We start from the raw sequence: 16,578 nt of genomic DNA, 5'->3' as shown, positions 1-16,578 counted from the left end.
GAACAGCGCCTAACCGGCACCTTTTTATGTTTTCCCATGCCGGTAGAACCGGTCCAACAACGCCGGCAAACCCGCCCGCCATGCCCGTGGCTTGATGCCAAAGGTGTGGAGGATTTTCTTGCAGGCCAACACCGCGTGTTGCGGCTCATCAGCCGCATCCGGCCGAGCGGCATGCGCCTGGGCGGTGGGAGACTCGATAGCCAGCGGATGGAAGTTGCGCGCTTCAGTGAGAATCGCTTGGCCCAGCGCCAACGGCGTGGTCGCCTCGTGACCGGCGTAGTGATAAGTGCCCCACAGCGGCGCCGCGCAATCGAGTTGCTTGAGCACCGAGATGATTACCCGCGCGGCATCGTCCACCGGTGTCGGGTTGCCACGACGGTCGTCCGCCATCAGTAACTCATCCGGCTTCTCGGCCCGGGCCAGGAAGCGCCCAAGCGTGCCATCAATGCTGTCATCCAGTAACCAGCCAAAGCGCAGCAACACATGTTGCGGACAGGTGGCGCGCACACTTTGCTCGATACGCCACAACGCCTGGCCGCGCAGGCCCAAGGGCACAGGCTCGTCTTTTTCGCTGTAGGCGGTGGCGCGGGAGCCATCGAACACACGGTAACTGGACGGTTGCAGCAAGGTGATGTTGTGGTGCTGGCACAGTTCGGCCAAGCGTTCGATGGCGAACTCCTGGGCGGCCAAGCGGGTTTCGCTGACCGCTTCGGCCTGGAACCAGTCGAAATAGTAGGCGAGGTTGATCAACGCATCGGGACGGGTGTCGTCGAGCAATTGGGTGAGGCTCGCGGCATCCCAGCCGTCTTGGGGCGGTTTGGGTGCGAGGAAACCGATGTCTTCCTCTGCACCGAGGCGAATCAGCGCCTGCCCGAGGGCATTCCCGCCGCCCAATAACATAAGGCGCATTCGCATAGATTGAGCAGGCCCGGTCTGTTTGGAACGATGGCTATTGTCGGCAGCCCAGTGAAGCCTGCCGTAGGTATTTGCCAGAATCGTTGCATTTTGCGGGTTTGTAGCGCAACCGTCACGGATAAAGTGCGGGGTTGCAACTTGTTGGAGGCGGCGGCATAACTGAAGCATGAACCTTCCCGAACCCACGGACAGTGTCTTGAACGGCTTCCACCCCGCCGTCAGCGCCTGGTTCCGCAGCACGTTTCCTTCGGTGACCAGCGCCCAGGCCCAGGCATGGCCGCTGATTCGCCAGCGCCGTTCGACCCTGATCGCCGCGCCCACCGGCTCCGGCAAGACGCTGACGGCGTTTCTCGCGGTACTGGATGACCTGGTCCACCAAGGCTTGGCCAGTGGCGGTGAACTGCCGGATGAAACCCTGGTGGTGTATGTGTCGCCGCTCAAGGCGCTGTCCAACGACATCCAGATCAATCTGCAAAACCCGCTGACCGGCATCACCGAGCAGTTGCAACGCCTGGGCCTGCCGCCGCTGGTTATTCGCACCGCGGTGCGCACCGGCGACACCCCGCAAAAAGACCGCGTGCTGATGCGCAAGCGCCCGCCGCATATCCTGGTGACCACCCCGGAGTCGCTCTATGTGCTGCTGGGCTCGGACTCCGGTCGGCACATGCTCGCCAGTACGCGCACGGTAATCGTCGACGAAATCCACGCGATCGCGGCCAGCAAACGCGGCAGCCACCTGGCCTTGAGCCTGGAGCGCCTGCAAGGCTTGTGCGCCGAGCCGCTGACGCGCATTGGCCTATCGGCCACGCAAAAGCCCATCGGTGCGGTCTCGCGCTTTTTGGTAGGCACTGACCGTGATTGCGACATTGTTGATATCGGCCACGCCCGCCCGCGCGACCTGGATATTGAAGTGCCGCCGGTGCCGCTCTCTGCGGTGATGGCCAACGATGTCTGGGAGTTGGTCTACGACCGCCTCTCGACCCTTGCCCGCGAACACCGCACCACGCTGATTTTCGTCAACACAAGGCGCTTGGCCGAACGTTTGGCCCGGCACTTGAGCGAACGCCTGGGCAAGGCCGCCGTGGCCGCTCACCACGGGAGCCTGGCCAAGGAACTGCGCCTGGATGCCGAACAACGGCTCAAGGCCGGTGAGTTGCAAGTGTTGATCGCCACCGCCTCCCTGGAGCTGGGGATTGATATCGGCGATGTCGACCTGGTGTGCCAGATCGGCTCGCCCGGTTCGATCAACGGTTTTCTGCAACGGGTCGGACGATCCGGGCACCAGGTCGGCGGCACACCCAAGGGGCGCCTGTTCGCGACGACCCGCGATGACCTGATCGAATGCGCCGCCCTGCTCGACTGCGTACGCCGGGGCGAGCTGGACACCTTGCAAATCCCGGTGGCACCGTTGGACGTACTGGCCCAACAGGTCGTCGCCGAAGTCAGCGCCCGGGAATGCTCTGAGCAGGCGCTGCTGGACCTGATCCGCCGCGCCTCACCCTACGCCGAGCTGGATGAACGCCACTACCAGGCACTCCTGCAAATGCTCGCCGACGGCTACAACGGCCGCCAGGGCATCCGCAGCGCCTACCTGCACCGCGACGCCGTGACCCGCACACTGCGCGGCCGCCGTGGCGCCAAGCTGACCGCCGTGACCAGCGGCGGCACCATCCCCGACAACGCCGACTACAGCGTGCTGCTGGAGCCCCAGAGCCTGAATATCGGCAGTGTCAACGAAGACTTCGCGGTGGAAAGCATCGCTGGGGATATCTTCCAGCTCGGTAATACGTCCTACCGGATCTTGCGGGTAGAAACCGGCAAGGTGCGCGTCGAGGATGCCCACGGCCAGCCGCCGACCATCCCCTTCTGGCTCGGCGAGGCACCGGGCCGCAGTAACGAATTGTCGGCGGCGGTCGCGCGTTTCCAGGGGCAATTGGATGCCTTGCTCAGCGAGACGCCGGGCGACCTGCAACCGGCCCTCGACTGGCTCACCGAAACCTTGGGCCTGAACCGCGCCAGCGCCGAGCAACTGCTGGATTACCTCGCCCGCGCACGTCTGGCCCTGAGTGCTTTGCCGTCCCAGGACACGTTGATCATGGAGCGGTTTTTCGACGAGTCCGGCGGCACCCAGTTGATCATCCACACGCCATTCGGCAGTCGCATCAACCGTGCCTGGGGCCTGGCGCTGCGCAAGCGTTTTTGCCGTACGTTCAATTTCGAGTTGCAGGCGGCGGCCAGCGAAAATGCGATCGTGCTGTCGCTGTCCACCAGCCACAGTTTTGCGCTGGATGAAGTGTGGCGTTATCTCAACAGCAATAGCGCCGAACACCTGCTGATCCAGGCTGTGCTGGATGCGCCATTGTTCGGCGTACGCTGGCGCTGGAACGCGAGCGTGGCCCTGGCGTTGCCGCGTTATACCGGCGGGCGCAAAGTGGCGCCGCAGATCCAACGCATGAAAAGCGAAGACCTGATCGCCAGCGTATTTCCCGACCAGATTGCTTGCCTGGAAAACCTCGCAGGCGAGCGTGAAGTGCCCGACCACCCGCTGGTGGAACAGACCCTCGACGACTGCCTGCACGAAGCCATGGACAGCCACGGCTGGCTGGCCCTGCTGCGGCGCATGGAGCGCGGCGAAGTACGCCTGATCAGCCGTGATTTACCTGCGCCGTCACCCATGGCCGCCGAAATTCTCAGCGCGCGCCCCTACACCTTTCTCGACGACGCGCCGCTGGAAGAACGCCGCACCCAGGCCGTGCTCAACCGGCGCTGGAGCGACCCGCAGAGCACCGACGACCTTGGCGCGCTGGATGCAGACGCGATCGCCGGTGTGTGCGAAGAAGCGTGGCCGGCGCCCTATAGCCTGGACGAAATGCATGAGGCGTTGATGAGCCTGGCGTGCATCGCCGCCAGCGAAGTCACGCCGCAATGGGATGAGTGGCTGCACGCCCTGGCCAAAGGTGGGCGCGCCTATCAATTGCACAACGGCCTGTGGGTAGCCGTGGAACGCTTGAGTTGTTTGCAGGCGATCTACCCCAACGATTTACCGCTGTTGCCCGGCTTCGATGAACCCTGGGCCTTTGATGAAGCACTGGTGGAAGTGCTGCGCGCCCGCCTCGGTGGTTTTGGCCCGCTGACCTTGAGCGAGATCGCCGCGCCACTGGCTTTACGGGTGGCCGACGTGACCCAGGCACTCACCCGCCTGGAGCAGGAAGGCTACGTGCTGCGCGGTCGTTTCAGCCCCGGCGCCAGCGACGAACAATGGTGCGAACGTCACCTGCTGGCTCGTATTCATCGCTATACAGTCAAGCGCCTGCGCCGGGAAATCGAACCGGTGGCGTTGCAGGACTTCATGCGTTTCCTGTTCGACTGGCAGCACCTGTCCGAGGGCACGCGCGGCCAGGGCAGCACGATGTTGGCGCAGATCGTCGGGCAGTTCGAAGGTTATGCCGCTGCGGCCTCGGCCTGGGACAGTGACTTGCTCAGTGCGCGGCTTAAAGATTACTCATCCACCTGGCTCGACGAGTTATGCCGCAGCGGCAAGTGGGTGTGGACGCGTCTGAACAACAAGGCCAGCGCCATTGCATTGCGCAGTACACCCGTGGTGTTGCTGCCGCGCGGCCAGGTGGCGCTATGGAGCGGGCTGACCGAACTCACCGACGCCACGACACTGTCGCCCAAGGCGCAGAAAGTCCATCAGGCCCTGAGCGACCACGGCGCGCTGTTTTTCGATGAACTGGTGCACGAAGCCCATCTGCTGCGCAGCGAACTGGAAACCGCCTTGCAGGAACTGGTGGGCGCCGGGCTGGCAAATGCCGACAGCTTCGCCGGCCTGCGAGCCTTGACCACGCCAGCGAGTAAGCGCCAGGCGCGCAGCAGTCGCCGTGGGCGTGGGGCGTTTGTCGGCGGCATGGACGACGCCGGGCGCTGGGCCTTGGTACGGCGTTCGTCGACAGCTGCCGGCCCACACTCGGCCGAGACGCTGGAGCATGTGGCAATGACTCTGCTGCGCCGTTATGGCGTGGTGTTCTGGCGGTTGCTGGAGCGTGAGGCGGATTGGTTGCCGAGCTGGCGCGAGTTGCTGCGCACGTTCCATCGGCTGGAGGCGCGCGGCGAGATTCGCGGCGGACGGTTTGTGAGTGGGTTGGCGGGCGAGCAGTTCGCGCTGCCGGAGGCGATACCGTTGCTGCGCGAAGTAAGGCGTCGTCCCCAAGACGGCAGTTTGATTGCCGTGTGCGGGGCTGATCCACTGAACCTGGTGGGCACGCTGCTGCCCGGCAGCAAGGTACCGGCGTTGAGCGGTAATCGGATTGTGTACCGCGATGGCTTGCCGGCGGCGGCGATGATTGGCGGTAAACAGCAGGTGCTATTGGAACTGGATCAGCAGGCCGCCGGGTTGGTGCAGCAAAAATTGATCAGGCATTGAGTTCGAGCATGACTCACACGCCAAACCGGCTGCGGTAGTCACTGGGTGCCAGGCCGGTAATCTTCTTGAAGGTGGCGCGAAAAGCGCTGGGGTCCTGATAGCCCACGGTCCAGGCGATATGGTCGATGGTGCCGTTGGTGAACTCCAGCATCTGCCGCGCCTTGCCCACACGCAGGTGCTGACAATATTCGGTAGGTTTCAAGCCCGTGGCATTGCGAAAACGCCGAAGAAAAGTGCGCTCTTCCAGACCCGCCTCCTGCGCCATCGCCGCAACGGAAACATCCACCGCACCGCTGGTTTGCAACCAATGCTGAACCTTGAGAATCGCGCTGTCGCCATGCCCCAGAATCGGCGCAAAGTTGCTGCCGCATTGGCTGGCACTGTCACTGTGTTCAATCACCAGGAAGCGCGCGGTGTCGGCAGCGATGCTCGGGCCCATCAGGCGGTCAACCAAACGCAGGCCCAGTTCGGACCAGGCCATCAGGCCAGCAGTCGTAATCAAGTCACCGTCGTCGACGATGGGTTTATCCGCTTCCAGACGCACGGCCGGGTAACGACTGGCGAAGGATGTGGCGGAAGACCAGTGAGTGGTAGCGCTGCGCCCGTCCAACAGCCCACTGCGTGCCAGCATGATCGACCCGATGCACACGCCTCCGAGCACAGTCCCCCCAGCGTGTTGCTGGCGAATCCATTCCAGCAACGCAGGCGGTGACTGCTTTTCGGTGAACTCGCCAATCGACGGTGGCACCAGCACGGCCATCATTGGCTGCTCCGGGCCGGGGTGGCTGTCGAATACACGCGTAGGTGTACCATCGGCGTCCACTTGCCAATGGCTGACTCGCAGCAGAGGTAACTGCGCGGACTGGTGTTCGGCGGCAATCCGGTTGGCGACGCCGAACAGGTCGGTCAAGCCATGCACCGCCGCCAGTTGCGCGCCCTCGTAGATCAACACACCCAGCTCAACGATCGAGCGTTCCACAGCCATTGTCAGTTTTCCCCCTGTTATTGTCGGTGCAGCCAATCCCCGGCCCCGGCGCCAGCTAAGATACTGGGCCCATCAACCCATCACGAGGCAACACACATGGCTAAGCACGCGCTCATCCTAATCGATATCCAGAACGACTACTTCCCCCAGGGCAAGTGGCCGCTAGACGGCGTGGAGGCCGCGGCGGACAAGGCTGCTCAGGTGTTGCAGGCATTTCGCCAGGCGGGGGACGCAGTGATTCATGTGCGCCATGAGTTCACGTCCGAAGACGCACCGTTCTTCGCACCGGGCTCCGAGGGCGCGCATCTGCATGCCAAGGTGCTGAACGAGGGTAATGAACCGGTGGTGCTTAAACACTTCGTGAATGCGTTCCGCGAGACCAATCTGCGGGCGTTGCTGGAACAACGCAGCATCACCGACGTGGTGGTGGTCGGCAGCATGAGCCATATGTGCATCGACGGCGTGGTGCGGGCGGCGGCGGACTTGGGCTACAAGGTCACGGTCATCCACGACGCATGTGCCACGCGGGACCTGGAGTTCAATGGGCAGGTGATTCCGGCGGCGCAAGTGCACGGGGCCTACATGGCATCGTTGGCCTTTGCGTATGCGGGCGTGGTGTCGGCGGATGAGTATTTGAAGGCACAAGCGGCGGCGGCATGACCGCCACTTGTTTGACTGGCCTTAACGGGTAGCGATGATGAACAGGCGCGGAAATGGCAGCAATACGGTGCCATCACTCAGGGCAGGATAAGCCTGGGTAATCCGCGCCTGGTACTCCTGTAAGAAAGCGGCTTTTTCACTATCGGTCAACGGTGCGAGAAACGGTCGTAATGCCGAACCCTTGAACCACTCCACCACCGCTGCGTGATCCGCCAACGGATGCTGGTAGGTGGTACGCCACACGTCGACGGTGCTGCAGTGTTTGCTCAGCAGCTCAAAGTAGTAGCTCGCCGTGTGCCGCTCATTGTGTTTAACCGCACCGATCTTTGCAGACCATGGACCATCGGCCGCGACTTCACGAGCGAGCCGGTGAGCAGGTTCATCCAGGTTGTCCGGGGTTTGCACGGCCAGCGTGCCGCCAGGCGTCAATTGGTCAACCAGATGCGGGTAAAGCGTGGCGTGGTTGGGCAGCCATTGCAGTGAGGCATTCGCCAGGATCACATCGAATGTTTGCCCAGGATTCCAGGCGCCGATATCTGCCAGCTCGAAGTTCAGTGCCGGCAAACGCTTGCGGGCGTCGACCAACATATCGTCGGAACTGTCCATGCCGGTGACGTGCGCCTGTGGGAAGCGCTCGGCTAACACTTCGGTGGAGTTGCCAGGGCCGCAACCCAGGTCAACGGCGGTACGTACTTCGGTATTCGGAATGGCCGCGACCAGGTCACGGACGGGACGGGTGCGCTGTTGTTCAAACAGGCTGTACTGCTTGGCTGACCAGGTCATCGCGGCTTTCCTTCTTTTTTAGAGGTTGGTGACAGCCTAAATCTTGTGAGCCATGAGAACAAATGCCAGGATTGGAGCCCTCCCATACCTGAAAAGTATCCCTATGTTGGAGCTTCGCCAGCTTAAAGCCTTTGTAGCGATTGCCGAGGAAGGCTATATCACCCGCGCAGCAGAACGCCTGGGGATGCAGCAGCCACCGTTGACGCGGATGCTGCAAAGCCTTGAGGCCGAGCTGGGCGTAATGTTGATGGAGCGCCTGCCCCGTGGCGTGCGCCCTACCACCGCCGGGCTGGCATTGCTCGATGAAGCCCGGGCCATTCTCGCCCAGGTGGACGGCGTAGCCGATGTGGTGCGCCGCGCCGCGCGGGGTGAGCGGGGCCGATTGGCGATCGGTTTCACCAGCTCTGCCGCGCTGCACCCGTTCGTACCCAGCGTGTTGCGCCTGTTTCGCGAGACCTTTGTCGGCGTCTCGGCGGTGCTCGAGGAAGCGGGCACAGGCGAACTGTTGGACGCACTGGTGCATGAAAAACTCGACGCGGCGTTTATCCGTTCGCCGCTCAGCGGTACTCAATCGCTGCAGGACGAACCGATCCTGGTGGAGCCCATGCTCTTGGCGCTGCCCACTGATCATCCGCTGGCAATCGACTCGGCATCTCCCCTGCCCTTGGCGGCATTGGCGACTGAATCTTTCGTGCTCTATCGACGACGCGTGGGGCTGGGTTTGTATGACGCGATTCTGGTGGCCTGCCGTGAGGCGGGGTTCAGCCCGCAGGTGGTCCAGGAGGCGCCGCGCATGACCGCGACATTGAGCCTGGTGGCGGCGGGCCTTGGGGTGTCCATCGTGCCGGCATCAATGCAACGGTTGCGTGGAGACGGCATCGTCTATCGGGAACTGACGGAATGCCAGAGCCTGGTAGCGCCGCTGCATTTGGCGACGCGGATCGGTGACGGCTCGGCGGTCTTGCGGCGGTTCAAGGAGATGGTGGTGACGGCGGCCTCGAGGGACGCCTGATCACGGGCAATAAAAAACCCCCGAGGCCTTGGCCAACGGGGGTTTTGCTCGTTCCGGGCGTTAGGCCTAGAACGGGATATCGTCATCAAAGCTGTCGAAATCCGGAGCCGGTTGCGGAGCGGCCTGTTGTGGCGCTGGACGCGACTCACGCTGTGGCTGCTGGCTTGGCTGCGGACGGGACTGCTGCTGTGGACGCGGAGCCGAGTTGGACATGCCGCCCTGGCCCTGTTGGTCGCCCTGTGGACGGCCGCCCAGCAGTTGCATGGTGCCTTGCATGTCGACCACGATTTCAGTGGTGTAACGCTTGATGCCGTCTTTTTCCCACTCGCGGGTTTGCAGTTTGCCTTCGATGTAGACCTGCGAACCTTTACGCAGGTATTCACCCGCGATCTCTGCCACCTTGCCGAACATCGACACACGGTGCCATTCGGTTTTCTCGACCTTCTGGCCGGTCTGCTTGTCGGTCCACTGCTCGCTGGTCGCCAGACTCAGGTTGGTCACGGCGTTACCGTTAGGCAAGTAGCGAACTTCGGGATCCTGGCCGCAAGTACCGACCAATATGACTTTGTTAACCCCACGGGCCATAACGTTCTCCTAGGCTGGGCGCGCTGTCGGCACTGGGTTGACCAGTTGCTCGAGCGTCGCGCGATCCAATAATTCGGTGTCCAATTTGATGTAGATGGCGGCTTCTTCAGCAATAACCACGGCATCCGTAACCCCAACGACGGCCTTAAGGCGCTCAACCAGACCGGCTTCGCGGATCGCTTCTGGCGATAACGGCAAACGCAGGCTCGTCACATAGGGAGGTTCGCGCATGGTAACAGCAAAGGCTAGCCAGAGGGCAGCCAGACCTGCGCATCCCAGGAACACAACCGACAAACCGCCATGCTGGAACATCCAGCCACCCATGATGCCGCCCAATGCAGAACCGAGGAACTGGCTGGTGGAATACACCCCCATCGCCGTGCCCTTGCCACCGGCCGGTGAAACTTTACTGATCAGCGAAGGTAATGAAGCCTCCAGCAGGTTGAACGCGGTGAAGAACACCACCGTGCCGACTACCAGCGCTCGCAGGCTGTCGCCGAACTTCCAGAAGAATAGCTCAGTGAGCATCAGCGTCGCGACGGCGCCGAGCAAAACTCGTTTCATTTTGCGTTTCTTCTCGCCATAGATAATGAACGGGATCATGGCGAAGAACGAAATCAGCAGCGCGGTGAGGTAGACCCACCAGTGTTGCTCCTTGGGCAAGCCGGCTTTTTCGACCAGGGCCAAGGGCAAAGCGACGAAGCTGCACATCAGCATTGCGTGCAACACAAAGATACCTAAATCCAGGCGCAGCAGGTCCGGGTGCTTGAGCGTCGGAAGTAACGCCTTGCGCGCAACGCCCGACTCACGGTGCTGCAACGTGCCGGTGGAGCGCGGCACCATAAAGGCCACGATCACAATGCCAAACAGCGCCATTCCCCCCGTTGCGAAGAATAGCCCGTGCAAACCAAACGCGCGCGTCAACAATGGACCGACGACCATGGCCACGGCGAACGACAGGCCGATGGTCATGCCGATCATGGCCATCGCTTTGGTGCGGTGTTGTTCACGTGTCAGGTCCGAGAGCAACGCCATCACCGCCGCGGAAATCGCCCCGGCGCCTTGCAGGACGCGGCCGGCAATCACGCCCCAGATAGAGTCTGACTGCGCCGCGAGCACACTGCCGAGGGCGAACACGATCAGCCCGAGGTAAATCACCGGGCGGCGGCCAATACGGTCGGAAATGATCCCGAACGGAATCTGAAAAATCGCCTGGGTCAGGCCATAGGCGCCAATGGCCAGGCCGATCAGGGCGGGGGTCGCTCCTGCGAGATCCATTCCATAGGTCGCCAGCACCGGCAACACCATAAACATGCCAAGCATACGGAAGGCGAACACCAGGGCCAGACCGCTTGCCGCTCGGGTCTCGCCGCTACTCATGCGTTCGCTGTGGGGATCGTGCATGGAAAAACCTCGTGTGAACCGGCGGCGATTCTACCAGTCCCATCGATTGAGAGGGTATATGCGGCGCTTTGCCGCGCAGCTTTCATGTAAGGCTGCAAGCGGCCTTTTGACGGTGTATATTCATCCAGTCTTTAGCCGTATACTCCTGCATTATTTACGCCCGCCGTGCGAGGCCATCTTGGACAAGATCCTGATTCGTGGGGCTAGAACCCACAACCTGAAGAACATCGACCTGACCCTGCCCCGGGACAAACTGATCGTCATCACCGGCTTGTCCGGGTCCGGCAAATCGTCCCTGGCATTCGATACGCTGTATGCCGAAGGCCAGCGGCGCTATGTGGAGTCGCTGTCGGCCTATGCCCGGCAGTTCCTGTCGATGATGGAAAAGCCCGACGTCGACACCATTGAAGGCCTGTCGCCGGCGATTTCCATCGAACAGAAGTCGACCTCCCACAACCCGCGCTCCACCGTGGGCACCATTACCGAAATCTACGACTACCTGCGCTTGCTGTATGCGCGGGTGGGTATTCCACGTTGCCCGGACCACGACATTCCCCTGGAAGCCCAAACCGTCAGCCAGATGGTCGACCTGGTGCTGGCCCAGCCGGAAGGCGCCAAGCTGATGCTGCTGGCACCGGTGATTCGCGAGCGTAAGGGTGAACACCTTTCCGTCTTCGAAGAGCTGCGTGCGCAAGGTTTTGTGCGCGCGCGCATCAACGGCAAACTTTATGAGCTGGATGAAGCGCCGAAGCTCGACAAGCAGAAGAAGCACTCCATTGATGTCGTGGTCGACCGATTCAAAGTGCGGGCGGACCTGCAGCAACGCTTGGCGGAATCGTTCGAAACCGCCTTGAAGCTGGCGGACGGTATTGCCCTGGTGGCGCCGATGGATGATGAGCCGGGCGAAGAGATCATCTTCTCCGCGCGCTTCGCGTGCCCGATCTGCGGCCATGCCATCAGCGAGCTGGAACCCAAGCTGTTTTCCTTCAACAACCCGGCAGGTGCTTGCCCGACCTGTGATGGCCTGGGGGTTAAGCAATTCTTCGACATCAAGCGCCTGGTCAACGGTGACCTGACGCTGGCGGAGGGTGCGATACGCGGCTGGGACAGGCGTAACGTCTACTACTTCCAGATGCTGGGGTCGTTGGCATCTCACTACAAATTCAGCCTGGAAGTGCCTTTCAACGAACTGCCAGCGGAACAACAGAAAGTTATTCTGCATGGCAGTGGCTCGCAGAACGTCGACTTCAAATACCTGAACGACCGCGGCGATATCGTTAAACGCTCCCACCCGTTCGAAGGGATCGTGCCGAATTTGGAGCGTCGCTACCGCGAGACTGAGTCGGCGAGCGTGCGAGAAGAGCTGGCGAAATTCCTCAGCACCCAACCATGCCCGGATTGCCGAGGCACTCGCCTGCGTCGCGAGGCGCGGCATGTATGGGTTGGTGAGAAGACATTGCCGGCGGTGACCAACCTGCCGATCGGCGATGCCTGTGAGTACTTTGGTGTACTGAAGCTGACGGGACGCCGTGGCGAAATTGCCGACAAGATCCTCAAGGAGATCCGTGAGCGTCTGCAGTTCCTGGTTAACGTTGGCCTGGACTATCTGTCACTGGACCGCAGCGCCGATACGCTGTCGGGTGGCGAGGCCCAGCGGATTCGTTTGGCCAGCCAGATTGGCGCAGGCCTCGTGGGCGTGCTGTACATCCTCGATGAGCCGTCGATTGGTTTGCACCAGCGGGACAATGACCGCCTCTTGGGAACGCTGAAGCATTTGCGGGATATCGGTAACACGGTGATCGTGGTTGAGCACGATGAAGACGCGATTCGCCTGGCGGATTATGTGGTCGACATTGGCCCGGGCGCCGGCGTGCACGGTGGGCATATTGTCGCCGAGGGGACGCCAGCCGAAGTCATGGCCCATCCGGACTCGCTGACTGGCAAATACCTCTCTGGCCGCGTGAAAATTGAAGTCCCAGCCAAACGCACACCGCGCAACAAGAAGCTGGCACTGCACCTCAAGGGCGCGCGCGGCAACAACTTGCGCAATGTCGACCTGGAAATTCCTCTCGGCCTGCTGACGTGCGTGACCGGTGTTTCCGGTTCGGGCAAGTCGACGCTGATCAACAACACGCTGTTCCCCCTGAGTGCGACCGCCTTGAACGGCGCAACCACACTGGAAGCGGCTGCCCACGACAGCATCAAGGGCCTGGAACACTTGGACAAGGTGGTCGACATCGACCAGAGCCCTATTGGCCGTACTCCGCGCTCCAACCCGGCGACCTACACCGGGCTGTTCACGCCGATTCGTGAGCTGTTCGCTGGTGTTCCGGAATCACGCTCACGGGGTTATGGGCCGGGCAGGTTCTCGTTCAACGTTAAGGGCGGGCGCTGTGAAGCGTGCCAAGGCGATGGCCTGATCAAGGTTGAAATGCACTTCCTGCCGGACATCTACGTGCCGTGCGATGTGTGTAAAAGCAAACGTTACAACCGCGAAACCCTGGAGATCAAGTACAAGGGCAAGAGCATCCACGAAACCTTGGAGATGACCATCGAGGAAGCGCGGGTGTTCTTCGACGCGGTCCCGGCCTTGGCGCGCAAGCTGCAGACGCTGATGGATGTCGGCCTGTCTTACATCAAGCTGGGGCAATCGGCGACCACGCTGTCTGGTGGTGAGGCACAGCGCGTGAAACTATCTCGTGAGCTGTCCAAGCGCGATACGGGCAAGACCCTGTACATCCTCGATGAACCGACAACGGGCCTGCACTTCGCAGATATTCAGCAACTACTCGACGTACTGCACCGCCTGCGTGATCACGGCAACACTGTGGTGGTGATTGAGCACAACTTGGATGTGATCAAGACTGCTGACTGGCTGGTAGACCTGGGGCCGGAAGGCGGCTCCAAGGGCGGCCAGATCATTGCGGTGGGTACGCCGGAGCAGGTTTCCGAAATGCCGCAGTCGCACACCGGTTACTACTTGAAACCTCTGTTGGCGCGCGACAAAGCCTGACTTATCGGGCTCATGAAAAAGCCCCTGTCACCTTGCGGTGACAGGGGCTTTTTTGTAGCCGGGAATCAGAACTGCGATTGCAGGTAATTCTCCAGACCGATCAGCTTGATCAGGCCCAACTGCTTCTCCAGCCAGTAGGTATGATCTTCTTCGGTGTCTGCCAACTGTACTCGCAGGATTTCGCGGGTGACATAGTCGTTGTGCTGCTCGCAGAGCTCAATGCCCTTGCAGAGTGCGGCACGTACCTTGTATTCGAGGCGCAAGTCGCTGGCGAGCATCTCAGGCACCGTGGTGCCGGTATCCAGGTCGTCAGGACGCATACGCGGCGTGCCTTCGAGCATCAGGATACGGCGCATCAGCGCGTCGGCGTGCTGTGCCTCTTCTTCCATTTCGTGGTTGATACGCTCGTAGAGCTCAGTAAAGCCCCAGTCTTCGTACATGCGCGAATGGATGAAATATTGGTCACGAGCTGCCAGTTCGCCCGTCAGCAACGTGTTGAGGTAATCGATTACGTCGGGATGACCTTGCATCGCCCTACATCTCCCTGCTTGAAAGTCTGTAGTTTGAACCATGATGACTTGGAGGTCACGGGACCAACGGCAGAAAAGTGAAGATTTTCTGAGAAAAGTAGCTGAAATAACGCAAAAACCGCCCTAATGAGGGCGGTTCTGCTTCTCGTTTAGAGTCAGCTAATCGTTACGCCCAATGCTCTTGCGATGCGCTGCCCGTAATCAGCATCGGCTTTGACAAAGTGCTGCAGCTGCCGCTGGACCACATCGCTGGTCACTCCAGCCATGGCACCGGCAATGTTGTTGATCAGTAGGGTTTTCTGACCATCGTCCATCAATCGATACAGCGCACCGGCATGGCTGTAGTAGTCAGTGTCCTCGCGCTGATCATAACGATCTGCAGCGCCGCTCAGCGCCAGAGATGGCTCAGCGTACTGTGGTGCTTGTTTTGGCGCATCAGCAAAGCTGTTTGGCTCATAGTTAGGAGACGCGCCACCGTAACCAAAGGACATGGAGCCGTCACGCTGATTGTTATTGACCGGACTTAATGGCGCATTGACCGGCAACTGTTGGTGGTTGGTGCCTACACGATAGCGGTGAGCATCCGCATAAGCGAAAACACGACCTTGAAGCATGCGGTCTGGCGACAAACCAACACCCGGAACCATGTTGCTAGGGCCAAAGCATGCCTGCTCGACTTCAGCAAAATAATTCACTGGATTACGGTTCAGCTCCAGTTCGCCAACCTCGATCAACGGAAACTCCTGCTGCGACCAGGTTTTGGTCACGTCGAAGGGGTTTTCGTAGTGAGCAGCGGCCTGAGCCTCGGTCATGACCTGGATATTGACACTCCACTTGGGAAAGTCTTTGCGCTCAATGGCGCTAAACAGATCGCGCTGAGCGTAATCAGGATCAGTGCCAGCAATGCGAGTCGCCTCCTCAGGTGTCAGGTTCTTGATACCTTGCTTGGTTTTGTAGTGCCACTTGACCCAATGGCGCTCGCCTTTGGCATTGATCAAACTGTAGGTATGACTCCCGAAGCCATGCATATGACGGTAGCCATCTGGGGTGCCACGATCCGAGAACAAAATTGTGATTTGGTGTAATGCCTCTGGAGAGAGCGACCAGAAGTCCCAGACCATCTGTGCACTTTTGAGGTTCGTTTGCGGCAAACGCTTTTGGGTATGAATGAAGTCCGGAAACTTCAGCGGGTCACGAATGAAGAACACTGGCGTGTTGTTGCCAACGATGTCCCAGTTACCCTCTTCGGTATAGAACTTCAAGGCGAAACCGCGCGGATCACGAGCCGTATCCGCCGAACCGCGCTCGCCACCAACGGTGGAGAAACGCAGGAAGGTTGGGGTCTGCTTCCCAACAGCCTCAAACAGCTTGGCGCGAGTGTACTGGGTGATATCGCGGGTGACCGTGAACGTACCGTGGGCGCCCGAACCCTTGGCATGTACACGGCGCTCAGGAATGTTTTCACGGTTGAAGTGCGCGAGCTTCTCGATCAGATGAAAGTCATCGAGGAGCAACGGGCCACGCGGGCCGGCGGTCCGGGAGTTCTGGTTGTCGGCAACGGGTGCTCCGCTGGCGGTAGTAAGGATTGTACTCATGCTCAATCTTCCTCAGGTCAGTCTAGGAACTGCCGGCTAATCGGCTAGGAGGGAGTATTGACCATCAAGATGACACCATCAAATTCATTAAATCATGGACTTTGATAGAGAATAACTAATGAACCGCCAGAGCAAATAGCTATTGGTTTAATCAGAACGTCGGCAGCGACGTGAGGAATATAGTCCGGTTTTCTTCCGCCCACAAAAAACCGGGCACTAGGCCCGGTTCTTCGTTACAGCTTATCGTTTTACTCGGCGCTTACAGCTTCGCCGGCAGTAGCACGATCAACCAACTCGACGTACGCCATAGGCGCGTTGTCGCCAGCGCGGAAACCGCACTTGAGGATGCGCAGGTAGCCACCCTCACGGGTAGCGTAACGCTTGCCCAGGTCGTTGAAGAGCTTACCAACGATAGCTTTCGAACGAGTACGGTCGAAAGCCAGGCGGCGGTTAGCCAGGCTGTCTGTCTTGGCCAAAGTGATCAGCGGCTCAGCAACGCGACGCAGTTCTTTAGCTTTCGGCAGTGTAGTTTTGATCAGCTCGTGCTCGAACAGCGACACCGCCATGTTTTGAAACATGGCCTTGCGGTGCGAGCTGGTACGGCTCAGGTGACGACCACTTTTACGATGACGCATGGTTCATTCCTTACCAAACTCACGTTCGGTGATTACGA

General features: G+C 60.4%; 12 protein-coding genes. 4 read left to right on the top strand and 8 right to left on the bottom strand.

Annotated features, from left to right (window positions below):
• Positions 1-24 precede the first annotated feature (24 nt).
• A complete protein-coding gene (locus tag BFL40_RS18945) occupies positions 25-915 on the bottom strand; it encodes a sugar nucleotide-binding protein (RefSeq protein WP_074851622.1) in 891 nt (296 codons plus the stop codon).
• A 166-nt stretch (positions 916-1,081) separates the two neighbouring features.
• Here BFL40_RS18945 and BFL40_RS18940 point away from each other — a divergent pair, with 166 nt between their 5' ends.
• The gene (locus BFL40_RS18940; protein ID WP_071485380.1) at positions 1,082-5,338 is read left to right on the top strand and encodes a DEAD/DEAH box helicase; all 4,257 of its coding nucleotides are present in this window, start codon (positions 1,082-1,084) and stop codon (positions 5,336-5,338) included.
• Positions 5,339-5,351: 13 nt separating this feature from the next.
• Here BFL40_RS18940 and BFL40_RS18935 read toward each other — a convergent pair whose 3' ends face one another.
• Positions 5,352-6,323 carry a GlxA family transcriptional regulator gene (locus BFL40_RS18935; protein ID WP_071485379.1) on the bottom strand — a complete coding sequence of 324 codons (972 nt, stop codon included), beginning with the start codon at positions 6,321-6,323 and terminating at the stop codon, positions 5,352-5,354.
• A 96-nt stretch (positions 6,324-6,419) separates the two neighbouring features.
• Here BFL40_RS18935 and BFL40_RS18930 point away from each other — a divergent pair, with 96 nt between their 5' ends.
• On the top strand, positions 6,420-6,983 hold the full coding sequence (locus BFL40_RS18930; RefSeq protein ID WP_071485378.1) for a cysteine hydrolase family protein: 564 nt from the start codon (positions 6,420-6,422) through the stop codon (positions 6,981-6,983).
• Positions 6,984-7,004: 21 nt separating this feature from the next.
• On the opposite strand, the gene tam is transcribed toward BFL40_RS18930, so the two are convergent.
• The gene (tam, locus tag BFL40_RS18925; RefSeq protein WP_071485377.1) at positions 7,005-7,766 is read right to left on the bottom strand and encodes a trans-aconitate 2-methyltransferase; all 762 of its coding nucleotides are present in this window, start codon (positions 7,764-7,766) and stop codon (positions 7,005-7,007) included.
• Between the two features lie 103 nt (positions 7,767-7,869).
• Here tam and BFL40_RS18920 point away from each other — a divergent pair, with 103 nt between their 5' ends.
• Positions 7,870-8,778 (top strand): LysR family transcriptional regulator, encoded by a 909-nt coding sequence (locus tag BFL40_RS18920; protein ID WP_071485376.1) that lies wholly within the window; start codon positions 7,870-7,872, stop codon positions 8,776-8,778.
• 66 nt (positions 8,779-8,844) lie between these two features.
• On the opposite strand, the gene BFL40_RS18915 is transcribed toward BFL40_RS18920, so the two are convergent.
• Together BFL40_RS18915 and BFL40_RS18910 are read right to left on the bottom strand one after the other, a co-directional pair.
• On the bottom strand, positions 8,845-9,363 hold the full coding sequence (locus tag BFL40_RS18915; protein WP_071485375.1) for a single-stranded DNA-binding protein: 519 nt from the start codon (positions 9,361-9,363) through the stop codon (positions 8,845-8,847).
• A gap of 9 nt (positions 9,364-9,372) precedes the next feature.
• Positions 9,373-10,767, bottom strand: a complete 1,395-nt coding sequence (locus BFL40_RS18910) for an MFS transporter (protein ID WP_071485374.1) — start codon at positions 10,765-10,767, stop codon at positions 9,373-9,375.
• Positions 10,768-10,945: 178 nt separating this feature from the next.
• Between BFL40_RS18910 and uvrA the strand changes: the two genes are divergently transcribed.
• Complete coding sequence (gene uvrA, locus BFL40_RS18905) at positions 10,946-13,780, top strand: excinuclease ABC subunit UvrA (protein ID WP_071485594.1); 2,835 nt, start codon at positions 10,946-10,948, stop codon at positions 13,778-13,780.
• 65 nt (positions 13,781-13,845) lie between these two features.
• On the opposite strand, the gene bfr is transcribed toward uvrA, so the two are convergent.
• From bfr to rplQ, 3 genes are all read right to left on the bottom strand, one after another.
• Positions 13,846-14,310 carry a bacterioferritin gene (gene bfr, locus BFL40_RS18900; RefSeq protein ID WP_071485373.1) on the bottom strand — a complete coding sequence of 155 codons (465 nt, stop codon included), beginning with the start codon at positions 14,308-14,310 and terminating at the stop codon, positions 13,846-13,848.
• A 155-nt stretch (positions 14,311-14,465) separates the two neighbouring features.
• Complete coding sequence (locus tag BFL40_RS18895) at positions 14,466-15,905, bottom strand: catalase (protein ID WP_408003957.1); 1,440 nt, start codon at positions 15,903-15,905, stop codon at positions 14,466-14,468.
• 248 nt (positions 15,906-16,153) lie between these two features.
• The gene (rplQ, locus tag BFL40_RS18890) at positions 16,154-16,540 is read right to left on the bottom strand and encodes a 50S ribosomal protein L17 (protein WP_003176402.1); all 387 of its coding nucleotides are present in this window, start codon (positions 16,538-16,540) and stop codon (positions 16,154-16,156) included.
• Positions 16,541-16,578: the final 38 nt, after the last annotated feature.

The organism is Pseudomonas costantinii (genome assembly GCF_001870435.1).
In the GTDB taxonomy this organism is placed as follows: Bacteria; Pseudomonadota; Gammaproteobacteria; order Pseudomonadales; family Pseudomonadaceae; genus Aquipseudomonas; species Aquipseudomonas costantinii.
This window is presented reverse-complemented; position numbering and strand designations above follow the sequence as displayed.